Annotated in this window: 10 protein-coding genes; 1 reads left to right on the top strand and 9 read right to left on the bottom strand. The window is 50.3% G+C overall.

The window, feature by feature from the left end:
• Positions 1–11: 11 nt before the first annotated feature.
• The 9 genes from fdrA to pcrA form a co-directional block, all read right to left on the bottom strand.
• Entirely contained in the window at positions 12–1547 is a 1536-nt protein-coding gene (gene fdrA / locus AC1BI1_RS04360) for an acyl-CoA synthetase FdrA (RefSeq protein ID WP_476716052.1), read from the bottom strand.
• A complete protein-coding gene (locus AC1BI1_RS04355; protein WP_476716051.1) occupies positions 1532–2434 on the bottom strand; it encodes an oxamate carbamoyltransferase subunit AllH family protein in 903 nt (300 codons plus the stop codon). The genes fdrA and AC1BI1_RS04355 overlap by 16 nt, the downstream gene beginning before the upstream one ends.
• A complete protein-coding gene (gene arcC, locus AC1BI1_RS04350; protein WP_476716050.1) occupies positions 2418–3368 on the bottom strand; it encodes a carbamate kinase in 951 nt (316 codons plus the stop codon). The genes AC1BI1_RS04355 and arcC overlap by 17 nt, the downstream gene beginning before the upstream one ends.
• A 216-nt stretch (positions 3369–3584) precedes the next feature.
• Positions 3585–5279, bottom strand: coding sequence for a PucR family transcriptional regulator (locus tag AC1BI1_RS04345; protein WP_476716049.1), 1695 nt, complete (start codon positions 5277–5279; stop codon positions 3585–3587).
• A gap of 35 nt (positions 5280–5314) precedes the next feature.
• Positions 5315–5782 (bottom strand): HAD family hydrolase, encoded by a 468-nt coding sequence (locus tag AC1BI1_RS04340; protein WP_476716048.1) that lies wholly within the window; start codon positions 5780–5782, stop codon positions 5315–5317.
• Positions 5769–6227, bottom strand: a complete 459-nt coding sequence (locus tag AC1BI1_RS04335) for a DUF134 domain-containing protein (protein WP_476716047.1) — start codon at positions 6225–6227, stop codon at positions 5769–5771. Before AC1BI1_RS04335 ends, AC1BI1_RS04340 begins: the two co-directional genes overlap by 14 nt.
• A 3-nt stretch (positions 6228–6230) precedes the next feature.
• Complete coding sequence (locus AC1BI1_RS04330; protein ID WP_476716046.1) at positions 6231–7010, bottom strand: DUF169 domain-containing protein; 780 nt, start codon at positions 7008–7010, stop codon at positions 6231–6233.
• Between the two features lie 97 nt (positions 7011–7107).
• On the bottom strand, positions 7108–9129 hold the full coding sequence (gene ligA / locus AC1BI1_RS04325) for an NAD-dependent DNA ligase LigA (protein WP_476716045.1): 2022 nt from the start codon (positions 9127–9129) through the stop codon (positions 7108–7110).
• Positions 9130–9139: 10 nt separating this feature from the next.
• The gene (pcrA, locus tag AC1BI1_RS04320) at positions 9140–11335 is read right to left on the bottom strand and encodes a DNA helicase PcrA (protein ID WP_476716165.1); all 2196 of its coding nucleotides are present in this window, start codon (positions 11333–11335) and stop codon (positions 9140–9142) included.
• A gap of 170 nt (positions 11336–11505) precedes the next feature.
• On the opposite strand from pcrA, the gene AC1BI1_RS04315 reads away from it, so the two are divergent.
• The gene (locus AC1BI1_RS04315) at positions 11506–12027 is read left to right on the top strand and encodes a hypothetical protein (protein ID WP_476716044.1); all 522 of its coding nucleotides are present in this window, start codon (positions 11506–11508) and stop codon (positions 12025–12027) included.
• The last annotated feature ends 3 nt before the right edge of the window (positions 12028–12030 follow it).

Genomic DNA, 12030 nt, shown 5'->3' with positions numbered 1-12030 from the left:
ACTTTCCCTCCTTATCCCCGGATCATCTTAGCCACTAATTTTGCTGCCGCATAATTAGAATACAGGACCATAGCGCCGGCCTCGCGCAAAACTCTTTCCTGTCTACTTAAATCCTGGGGATCGCCCTCGGTACCCACCAAAACTGCCACTTGAATAAGCTCTCTGCCGGCTTGCCTGGTCAGGGCGCCAGCCTCTCTAACTGCTTCCGCCATCACCCCTGCCGGATCGGGATGGCAGCCGTAGCCCAGGACCACATCAAATAGTAGGATACTCACTTCGTTATCCTGAGCCTCACGCAGATACCGCGGAACCCGTAGGCCAGGTTCCAACATAGGATGGGGCTTACCCCTAGTGAAATAATCGTCGCCCAGATCAATGCAAGAGTGAGCGTAACTTTTTTCTGGATCAGAGAGAAGGAGCTCAGGCTGCCAGGCTATATTGGAATAAACCTTTAGCCCCTCCCTCCCTAGAATGGTAAGCGTTTCATCACAGAGGGTGCCCCCCCCATATAAACCTCTCAAGTACCCGTTAACAGGCTTACCTCCCGTCAATTTCCTAGCTAACGAGTCTATTTCTTCTTCCGAATAATACAGTGTCCTTCCACTTATCCCACTGGCCAGAGAACAGGCTAAAGCTGCAGCTTCTTCCAAGCTACGGGCATATTTCACTTTGCCCGTATCCCGACCCTCACTCTCTCCCATAAAGCACACCACTGCCGGCTTGGAGCCCCGCTCCAGCGCCCTGACCACCTTTTCCCGCACTTCGGGCGCCGGTGGCTTAGAAATAACTACTTTGACCCTCGTGCTTTCATCTTCCTCCAGAAGTTCCAGGGCCATCAAAGTAGTTATACCGCCTACCTCCCGCCGCAGATCGCGCCCCCCGGTACCTATAGCGTGGGTAATGCCTTCACCCAAACGATCTATTACCGCCATAACTTGCTGTAAGCCTGTTCCCGAAGCCGCTACAATCCCTATGCTTCCAGGCTTTACTTTGTTGGCAAAGCCCAGCCCCAGGCCTCCGATAACTGCGGTACCACAGTCCGGCCCCATTACCAGCAGGCCCTTTTCTCGACCCATTTCCTTCAGGGAAATTTCATCTTCCAAAGAGACATTATCGCTAAAAAGAAAGACATGTAATCCTTGTTTTAAAGCTTTCCTAGCTTCTCGGGCAGCATATGGTCCGGGAACGGATATGGCGACGATACCCGCCTTCTGCGCAGCAGCTTCCTCCAGGGAGCTATATATTTTCTCCCCTCCTTCGCTTGGTATGTCGGACCTCCGGCTTAGCCGGAGTTCTATTAACTCCTGTGCTTTGGTGAGGGCCTCCTCGCTTTCCCCGGCGAAAGCTATGATTAAATCAGTAGCTGTAGCGCTTTCTACCTCCGGACCATAAAGGTTAATCGCTTTTAAACTGTCTTTATTGAGATCCGTTCCCATGCCCACCAGCGCTTCCCTAATCCCCTTTACTCTTTGGACTTCCTGGCTGAGACTCATCAGGGTCACGGAATCATAGTAAGTATTGGCTTTAACTACTATCCTTTTGAACACCAACTATACCTCCTTTGCCATTCCAGGGCGAGGTATAATCCTAAGGCAATATCAAATCCCGAAGTAGCACCTAAATTGAGCAATAGCTCTACAGCCTTCTCCGGTTTTACCGACCCCATCCCCAACAAAGAAGCCAGGGCATTTTCTACAAATTCGTGGCCCCGTCCGTGTAAGGCTTCTTCTATGAAAAAGGCGCTCAAGGGATGGGTACTATTTAATTTATGGCGCACACTAACCTCCCACAGGCCTGGCCCCAACCCCAGTGCTTTTCTTATAACACCCCGGGCCATGCTAAGGCCTAAAACTAAATCATCACCGCTAGGTGTTAGCCCCGGCCCCCACCCCAATACCCCCACCAGAGCTTGCTCCAGTTTAAGTCTCTCTTGTGCCAGTACGGAACCCCTTATCTGCTCAAGGAGTGCCCTTAACTTAGGTTCCTTGCCCTCGAGGATACCTTTAAAAGGTGAGGCCGCCTCCTTGCGCAGCAAGGTGAAACGGAAAGCCTCCAAATTGTGCTCGTTAACTAAAGGCAGCCTTTTCATTCCCTCAAGTGGACTTTGCCAGGGTACACTGCAACTAAAATCAGCAATGACCCCAGGTCCAACCTTCAGGCAGTTCCCTGGCAACAGCTCAACCCTTTGGCCTGGAAGAATGCCCCAGGATAGAAAAGATGCTTTATCTTCCACAGCTAAAGTGGCATAACTTGCCCCACAACCTTTTCCCATAGGTAGCATAGTTAAAAACCTTTTACCGTCACAAAGATTGATAGCCCGGTTAAAAACGCTATGAACATAAAAATCCTTTTGTCCCGACAGGAGCGCTATAAAATCTGGCCCTGTGCATACCACCGTTAAGTATTTGACAGGTTCCTTATAATCCCCGTACAATGGTGGTCCCTGCCTGACCCTGGAGAGCTTCCCTGGCCTCCTCCAGCAAACCGATAATTGCCCTCTGACCCCCTTGTTCCAGAAAAGCAATGGCTGCCTCCACTTTGGGTCCCATGCTGCCCGGCGGGAAATGCCCCTCCGCTAGATAGCCTTTGGCTTCCTCCAGCGTCATAAGGTCCAATTCTCGTTGACCAGGCCGGCCAAAATTGATCGCAACTTTCCTCACACTGGTCAACACTAGCAACACGTCAGCCTGGATATCAATGGCCAACCTGGCCGCCGCCAGGTCCTTGTCAATCACCCCTTCCACGCCGGTCAACCGGCCTTTTTCGTCCCGGATCACAGGTATACCTCCTCCCCCGGCAGCTATTACTATCAGACCATCATCCAGTGCTTTTCTAATAGCTCGCCTTTCCACGATTTCTACAGGCCGGGGAGAAGGTACCACGCGCCGCCACCCGCGTCCACTATCCTCTACCATGCGGTAGCCCTTAGATTTTTCTAACTCCCGTGCCTCTTCAGTGGTATAAAACGGCCCCACAGGCTTGGTGGGGTGAATAAAAGCCGGATCGTGGGGGTCAACCACTACTTGGGTTACAAAGGTCACCACTTCCTTCTGGCAACCTTTTTCCAGTAAGACATTGCGCAGTTGTTGCTGGATGCCATAGCCCAAGGAGCCCTGGGTATTGGCGACACAAACATCCAAGGGCATCGGCGGTACTACATGTTTGGCCAGCTCGTTTTTAATAAGCAAATTGCCTACCTGGGGACCATTCCCATGGGTAATAAGCACACGGTAACCTGCCATCGCCAGCTCAGCAATGGAATCAACCGCATGAGCAATATTTCTTAATTGCTCCGGAAAGGTTCCCCGTTCGCCGGCTTTAGTTATGGCATTACCTCCTAAGGCCAGGACTAAGGTTTGCACTCCCAACACTCCTGATATGGTGTTTAGTTTTCATATGTGATTAATGTTCCAGATATTTGCGCTCAAACCTTTGTAGAATAGTTATAAATTTGGGCTGATAGATCTATTACTTTTTCTTATTTATATCTTTTCTTGGCAAATTTAAGAGTTATTTTATTTATTTAAACCGTTAAGCTTATTATTTCTAAAAATAATAGGGGCTTCTACCCGCCCCTTCTAATGTTAAATCTTGTTATCATTAAATATTTTAGATAACCGTAAAGCCGTCTGTAAGGTAAGGCGCTGTTCAGGATCATCAGGGTTAAATCCTGTGAGTTGTCTAATCTTATTTAATCTGTAGAGGATAGTATTGTAATGGGTATATAACAGATCAGCAGTTCTTTTAATATTACAATTGGTGTGGAGGTAGGTTTCCAGAGTTTTAACTAATTCGCCTCCCTTAGAACTGTCGTAAGAACACAACGGTCCCATTATTTCCGCCACAAAACGCTTCTGCTCCTCAAGGCCAGCCTGGCCCAAGAGCAAGCCATAAATACCTAGGGTATCATAATAAATATCATTTCCCAAGCCAAAAATTAATTGTCCCAGCTCCAGGGCTATCCTCGCTTCGCGATAACTTTTTCTTAACCCCGCCACCCCTTCCCCTGGCCGGCCAATACCAGTAGTAACTATCCAGCGTAAGAGATTCTGGCGTATCTTTTTGATAATTTCTCCAACCCAGGGGACAATTTCTTCCCTTGACAGATCTGCGGGATGTAAGAAAAGTAAAATGCCACTAGAATGGCTAGTTAAAATATGCTTAAGTCTATTCCTGCGGCAGAAGTCATCAATGATAGTAATGGCCTGGGTTTTGATTAACTGGGATACCCTTTCGTGTTGAGTTATATTTTCTATCTTCTTGCTCGGCAAGACATTAAATAAAATAGCAATATAGTCCAGTGTCAAGTCCCAACCAAAAGTCTTGCCACGAGCAATGAATCCTTCCTCATCGAGATGTTCCGCGGTAAACAACTGATCCAAAAATTCTGTGCGGTATTTTTGTTCTACCTGGGCAATACCATGGCAGCGAATTATATCCAGCGCAATAAGAAGGCATACCCGTTCTAAATTTAAGAGGTCTAAAAAGGAAAAACTATTATCAAATTTAACCGCCTTTATACAGCCGTAATGCTCGTTTCCTACCACCAGAGGCACCCTTATTATTTCGGCCTGGTAACCCTCCCCTTCAACCCTTTCTCGTTGGAAAGACATGACAGGGCCCTCTATCTTGTCAGCAAAGGTTTCTGTAGCCGATACCTCTGTAGGGCGTTCCAGTAGCGCTAAGATTAATTTTTCTTCTACTTTCCCCCAGGATAACCCTGCTATCTCTCGCCTCAAGTTTAAAGAATCATCCACCCGGACCACAGCTTTAAGTAAATCGGCCAGAGCTACCACCATCTGTTTCAGGCCACCGCCTTCCAGAATTAAATGGGCAAACCGGCGGTGAACCCCCATACTCCGGCGCACAAATTTGGCTTGCCGGTTTACTATTTGAGCCAAAACCGCTGACATCAGATCTGAAAAACTTACTTCATAGGGCAATTCCAACAACGGCAAACCATAGAGGTTAGCCGCCTCTACCATATATGACGGCACCGTTTCAATATACCTTTTGGGTTTAAAAGCTAAAGCTGCTAAACCTTTAGCCGCCAACTTGGGCACCAATTCCTTTTGGGCCTTAAGATCATCTCGAATGGCATAGCCCGTCGTAAGGAGTAAATCGCCCTCCCTGACCCAGTTCAGGATATCGGGCACCTCCATAACATTTACATTAGTGATGACCCGACCTAAACCTTGTATACCACCTATTACTTTGGTATTTTTGAATTCTGATAAATTGAGCAGTTCTTCTACCGTTATCCCTACTTCGTACAACATAGAACCAGCACCTAGCCTAAATGTTTAGGATATACTTAGGGCCGTAACGTAGCTACCGCCCGCTGGGGCTTAAGTAGAAAATCTAGAGCCGCTAAAATATGGGGAAAAACGGCGTCAGCGGCCAGCAGAGCGCTGGTAGCCACGCCTTCATCTCCGAAGACTAGTAAACCCAAAGCTGCCTTCTTCAGCATCAAAGCATCATTCTGGCCGTTCCCGATAGCGACTGTGTGTAGCGGCCCTAGGTTTTCCACCAGCCGCGCCTTGTCTGCTCCGCCCTCCCAGGGATCTATGCGCACGAGTTCCACTGGCAGGGCAGCGCATTCCCGGGCGGCGCTACCAAAAGTGTCGGCCGTAAAGACGTAAAGCTGGACCTGCCGGCTTAAGGCTTCCAGCCTTTCCCTTACCCCCGGAAGTAAGGCGCCATCGAGGGCCAGGGTGCCGTTAAAGTCCAGCACCACATAGTTAATGTTGATTTCCCGGTCAGGCAGCTCAATCTTCAGCATCCGAAAATTCCTCCCTCCACCCGTGGCGGTACCGCCGGGGGCCAGGCCCTCCTTCCTCCCACCTCTGACAGTGAGGGCATACTAGTTTTTCTTTTTCCCCTTCCCCGCCCACGTTCCACTCGTGACCGCAAAGGCGGCAGCGCACCCTGTCAGGGCTTAAGCGGAAACAACCCCCTTCCACTTTAATGGCTTTCCCGTTAATTAGGGCATCGGCAATCTTAGACCGGGCTGAATTGAGGATGCGGAAAAAAGTAGGCCTGGATACCTCCATACGAGTAGCGCAATCTTCCTGCTCCAGACCTTCCAGATCTTTAAGGCGAATGGCCTCTAGCTCTTCCACAGCTAGGGTAACTTCTTCCAGCTCATTCAAGGGTACACCAGCCGGTTTAAAGTAGGTAGTTTCCGGCAAAAATTCTACACGGCGACATTTGGGCGGTCGCGGCATATTTTAATTACCTTCCTCCAGATCTTCTGGCTGCATAGTATAAGCCGGTACCATGGTGGGCGTCCAGGCCATGAAGGGGCCTACCGGGTAAACCTGGCCTGCGGCCATCTGTAAGCTCTCTAGATTTTCTACCAGGGTTTGAAAGAAGCTAAAGGGCAGGGCAAAGAGGAGCTCATCCTTCTGGGTACCGCCAAAGGTGCGGTCACCGGCGCAGGGGAAGCCGATAACGGGCTTCTGTTCGCCCAGGGCAAAACCGATGGAAGAACAGAGAGCTGCTTCAGCTACTGTATCGGCCTTTACACAATCGCCCGTCTCAAACAAAGAGGCATGAATAAGGCGCATCACTTGAGCTGGGTTGACATAAATTACCACCACATCCGGATCGAAGTCTTTAAAACCAGCTACCGGGCCTACATAAATACCGTCGTATTGTTTGCCCTTATCCCCTAGCTTATAAGTGTTAGCCATAAATTTCCGGCCAGCTTCTTCATCGCTTACATAGCGGCCTACAGCAGCTCTACCGCTGGTAAATCTTTCTGGGGTCTTGATTAGTCCGGTGCAGGCAGCGCCGATGGCGCAAACCATAAGATCCGGCGTTCCGGACCCGAATTTACCCTGATAGCGTGCCTGGCAGACGAGCTGGCAAATATTGATCTTCCAGTTAAAGGGTCGCCTGGGCAATTCCTCTCTCCGGCGATACAATTTTACCCCTACCGGGTTGGTATCTAACCGTAATAGATCTACCAGACGCTGGGCTAAAAGCTTCTTATCCATTTCTGTCATTCTGTCCTCTCCCTTCTGCAAATTTATGAGATAGTGTTAAATATAATACTTCGCCATTACGCCCGGCCTTCCCTTCCACTAAAGAAAATTTTCGCCTTCACTCTTTACCCCTCAAGAGTTGCAAAAGGCCTTCCTCATCCAGCATAGGTATCCCTAGTTCACGCGCTTTGTCGTACTTGGAACCGGGATTTTCTCCCACCACTACGTAATCCGTCCGGCGGCTAACGCTGCTGGCTACTTTGCCGCCTGCGCGCAAAATGAGCTCCGTAGCCTGCTGGCGGGTAAGGTTGGGCAGGGTACCGGTTAAAACAAAGGTCTTACCGGCCAGAGGACCTGTAGTTTCCGGTTCAGGTTCAACCTCCATCTTGACCCCTGCCCGCTTTAATTTCTCCAACACTTTAAGGTTAAGGGGTTCGGCAAAAAAGGCCTTTATGCTATCGGCAATTTTAGGACCGATATCGGGAAGGGAGGTCAGTTCTTCAAAGCTTGCCTGTTTAAGGCGGTCCAGGGACCGAAAGTGGCGGGCCAGCACGCGGGCGGCCCTTTCTCCCGCGTGGTGGATGCCCAGGGCAAAAAGCAGCCTTTCCAAGCCACGATCCTTGCTCGCCTCAATAGCAGAAATTAAGTTTTGAGCCGATTGCTTGCCAAAACGCTCCAGGGGCAATAAGTCCTCAACTTTAAGGTAATAGAGGTCGCCCGCATCCCGGATGAGCCCCGCTTCCAGAAGCTGCGAAACTATAGCCGGCCCTAAACCCTGGATATCCATAGCCGCCCGGGAAGCGAAGTGGATGATGCGTTCTTTTACCTGGGCAGGACAGGCCAGGCCCCCAGTACAGCGGTGCGCTGCTTCTCCCGGTTCGCGGATAACTTTAGCCCCACAGGCCGGACATTTCTCGGGCATATAAAACTCCTTTTCTTCGCCTGTTCTCCGCTCCGGCAAAACTTTTACTACTTCAGGAATCACATCCCCGGCTTTTTGAATCACCACGGTGTCGCCCAGGCGCACGTCTTTTTCCCGAATAATATCTTCATTGTGCAGGGTCGCGCGGCTCACGGTGCTACCGGCCAGGTGCACGGGTTCCAGCACCGCCGTCGGCGTCAGTACCCCTGTACGACCAACCCGCACAATAATCTCCCGCACCCGGGTTATGGCCTGTTCCGCCGGAAATTTATAGGCCAGGGCCCAGCGCGGGCTTTTGGCTGTAGCACCTAATATCCGTTGCAGGGTCAGATTATTAACTTTTATTACCAGCCCGTCAATTTGGTAAGGGAGGGCTGTTCGTTTTTCTAAAGTCCATTCACCCAGCGCTGCCAGTACTTCATCGATATTGCGGCAATAGCGCCGGTAAGGGTTGACCGGTAGTCCCAGTTTCACCAGGTAGTCCAGGGCTTCCATATGGGTAGCGGGCTGGGGATCATCGGTAGTATATAACACTTCATAGACAAAAAGCCCCAGCGTCCGGGAGGCTGTAATCCGGGGGTCCAGCTGGCGCAAGGACCCGGCCGCAGCATTGCGGGGGTTGGCAAAGGTAGGTTCCCCGGCCTCTTCCCGCTCTCGATTGAGGCGGGCAAAAGCAGCCTTAGGCATATAGACTTCCCCTCGCACCTCTAGCCGGGTTACGGGCCGGTGCAAGCGCAACGGCAAAGCCCTTACCGTACGCAAATTGGCTGTAACATCTTCCCCTACCTCTCCGTCCCCCCGGGTAGCCCCCACGGCAAATTCCCCCTCCACATAGGTAAGGGCTACGGATAAACCGTCTATTTTAAGTTCAACCACATAATCTACTTCCTCCGCCCCTCCGGCGAGTTCCCGCACCCGCCGGTCAAAGTCGCGAACCTCTTCAGGAGAGAAAGCATTAGAAAGGCTCAGCAAAGGCTGGCGGTGGCGTACAGTCGCAAACTCCGGTCGCGGCGCACCGCCCACCCGCTGGCTGGGCGAATCGGGAGTAACTAGCTCCGGGAACTGTTTTTCCAGCTCCAGGAGTTCCCGCATGAGGGCATCGTATTCCTGGTCGGTAATAATAGGGGCATCTAAAACGAAGTAGCGGTAATTATGCTCCTCTATTATTCTGCGCAGTTCAGCCAGGCGTTTTTTAGCTTCTTCCCGGGAAAGAGCCATAATCCTCACCTCATACTTTTTGCAAAGGTGCGTAGCGCAGTAGCAATTCCTTTAAGCCCAGTTCAGGAAAAGCCACCGTTACCTGGGCATCTTCACCTTGTCCTTTAATACGCACAATTATGCCGATACCGAATTTGGCATGCCGCACTTTATCTCCTACGGCCAGAGAAGTAACAGGCACGTTCTCTCCGGAAGCTTGCCTTGGAGAGCCTTTCCCTTTACCACCTGGCAGAACCTTTAATTCCGGCCGCTGTAAAGAAGAGTTGACTTCCCTTTTAACCTCCGGCTGGCCCCAAGGGTGTAACAGCTCCGGCGGTATTTCCTTAAGGAAGCGGGAAGGAGGATTGTTTAAGGTGGTGCCGTATAGATTACGACTGGTAGCATAGGTCAGGTACAAAACTTCTTGGGCCCGGGTCATACCTACATAACAGAGGCGGCGCTCTTCTTCCAATTCTTCCAGATCGGTGGTGGAACGAAAATGGGGAAACACGCCTTCTTCCAAGCCGGCCAGGAATACTACTGGAAATTCCAGGCCTTTGGCCGTATGCAAGGTCATTAAAGCCACAGCATCTCCGCCACTGTAAGTGTCGGCCTCGGCCACCAGAGCCACCTGGGCCAAAAAGCCCTCCAGACTTTTCTCTTCTGTTTGGGCATCATAAGCCCGGGTAACGGTTAATAGCTCCTTTAAGTTCTCCACACGAGCCTGGGCTTCGGGAGTTCTTTCGGCTTCTAACTCTGCCTGATAGCCGGTTTCCTTTAGAATTGTTTCGACTATAGCGGTTACTGATAATCTATCCTTTTCCTGCCTTAATTTATCCAGCAACATCCCCAATTCTTTTAAAGGCGCGAGCTGCCTGGACAGAAGGCCGGGAACTTCTTCGGGCGTCTTTAGGACTTCAAGAATAGTGAGGCCCCTTTCCTGGCTGAAAAATTCCAGCTTTAGCCAGGTGCCTTCGCCAATACCCCGGCGGGGCACATTAATAATCCTCTTCAAACTCAAACTATCAGCCGGATTAACGATAACCCGCAAATAAGCCAGGATATCTTTAATTTCCTTACGCTGATAGAATTTTAAGCCACCTACAATTTCGTAGGGCAAACCCAGCTTTATGAAAGCTTCCTCCAGCGCCCGGGATTGGGCATGGGTGCGATATAGTACGGCAAAAGCCCCAAAGGGCCTGTTCTCCTCCCGGTGACGCCGGTAAATTTCCCTGGCGATAAAAAAGGCCTCATCCTGTTCGCTCTCAGCCTCGTAAAGGTAGAGGAGTTCCCCTTCCTGCCGCCTGGTCCATAGGCGCTTCTCCTTGCGGCCAGTATTATTCTTGATAACCTCGTTAGCTGCCTGCAAGATAGGCCAGGTGGAGCGATAGTTCTCCTCCAGCAATATCACCCGGGCATCGGGATAATCTTCTTCAAAGGCTAAAATATTGCCGATATCTGCCCCCCGCCAACCGTAAATGGACTGGTCCGGATCTCCCACTACACATAAGTTTTTCCCGTCACCTGCCAGCAGCCTCACCAGCACATACTGGGCGTGATTGGTATCCTGGTATTCATCTATTAAGATATGCTGCCAGCGCTGCTGGTAATGGCGCAAGACCAGAGGATTCCTCTGGAAAAGAGCCACAGTAAGCATGATGAGATCATCAAAATCAAGGGCATTTAGGTCCTTTAGTTTATCCTGGTAAAGGCGGTAAATGGCGGCTAGCTTTTGCTCAGCATAGGTGCTGGCCACCCCTTCGTAGTCCGCCGGTGTGTACAGAGCATTCTTGGCGCTGCTGATGGCCGCCGCTACCGAGCGCGGCGGGAACTTCTTCTCATCCAGGTTAAGTTCCCTTAATATCTCCCGCAAGACAGCTAGCTGGTCGTCAGTATCATATATCACAAAGCTGGGTTTATAACCTAACAGGTGTATATCCCGCCTTAAAATACGCACACAGGCCGCATGGAAAGTGCTGACCCAAAGATAACGGGAAGCGCTCCCTACTATTTTCTCCAGCCTTTCCTGCATCTCCTGCGCAGCTTTATTGGTAAAAGTAACCGCTAAGATGGCCTCCGGCGGCACCCCTTCTAGTAATAAGTGAGCGACCCGGTAGGTAAGCACCCGCGTCTTACCGCTACCCGCACCGGCTAAGACTAACAAAGGGGCCCCCCGGTGACACACTGCTGCTCGTTGTTGGGGATTCAGGGTATCCAGGAAGTCCAACAAAGGCTTCACTCCTTGCAAAAGCTATAAGTGTTTTCGCCGTACCCACATTAATTTCCTGCCGCTACCTTATTATTTTAACATTGAGCTATCCCTAAACAAAAATAGCCTTTATGACGCCGAACACATATAATGCAACAGACAATTGATTTACGGAAGGGGAGGTACTGATGTTTTTCTTCACTTTGCCAGCTACGGATAACCCCTCAGAGGCACCTGGAGGGAAAATTACAGAAGAAAACCGGACAAAGGAAGATAACCTTCCGGAAGAAAAGATCTCGGAAGAGCAGATTCCGGGAGATAAATCTACCAGAGATAACCCAGATAACCGCGGCACACCTGTTACCCTCGCGATTTTAACCCAGGGCCTTGTAAGGGAAGCTATTTTAAGCGGTTCGGCCAATAACCTGTGTAATAATTTACACCTTTGGATCGAAAAAATACGTGTTTTTCTTAATTATGCCGATGCCGGCGTAGAAACATTAAACAATATTGTTAACGTGGCCAGGGAGAATCTAGCCCAAGCAGCAGATCTACAATGGACTCCAGAGGTCAATGCAGCCTCCTTAGCTCTGCCTGCCTCTTCCTTTAAACTTTTTTGGGACCTCATTCGCACACCCGAATTTCAACAGTTTTTCGGCCGCATGTTAGCCCAGCTCTTACAACCGCCAAAAGTAAAGGGCTCTGGTTAAATC

This window comes from Thermanaeromonas sp. DSM 22490 (assembly GCF_056378755.1).
Note: the sequence above shows the minus strand (reverse complement) of the source record. Positions and strands in the feature narration are given on the sequence as shown.

Bases quoted from the DNA above. Each gene is read 5' to 3' on its own strand.
- AC1BI1_RS04345 (WP_476716049.1), bottom strand. From the start codon at position 5,279: ATGTTGTACGAAGTAGGGATAACGGTAGAAGAACTGCTCAATTTATCA.
- AC1BI1_RS04340 (WP_476716048.1), bottom strand. From the start codon at position 5,782: ATGCTGAAGATTGAGCTGCCTGACCGGGAAATCAACATTAACTATGTG.
- AC1BI1_RS04335 (WP_476716047.1), bottom strand. From the start codon at position 6,227: ATGCCGCGACCGCCCAAATGTCGCCGTGTAGAATTTTTGCCGGAAACT.
- AC1BI1_RS04330 (WP_476716046.1), bottom strand. From the start codon at position 7,010: ATGACAGAAATGGATAAGAAGCTTTTAGCCCAGCGTCTGGTAGATCTA.
- ligA (WP_476716045.1), bottom strand. From the start codon at position 9,129: ATGGCTCTTTCCCGGGAAGAAGCTAAAAAACGCCTGGCTGAACTGCGC.
- AC1BI1_RS04315 (WP_476716044.1), top strand. From the start codon at position 11,506: ATGTTTTTCTTCACTTTGCCAGCTACGGATAACCCCTCAGAGGCACCT.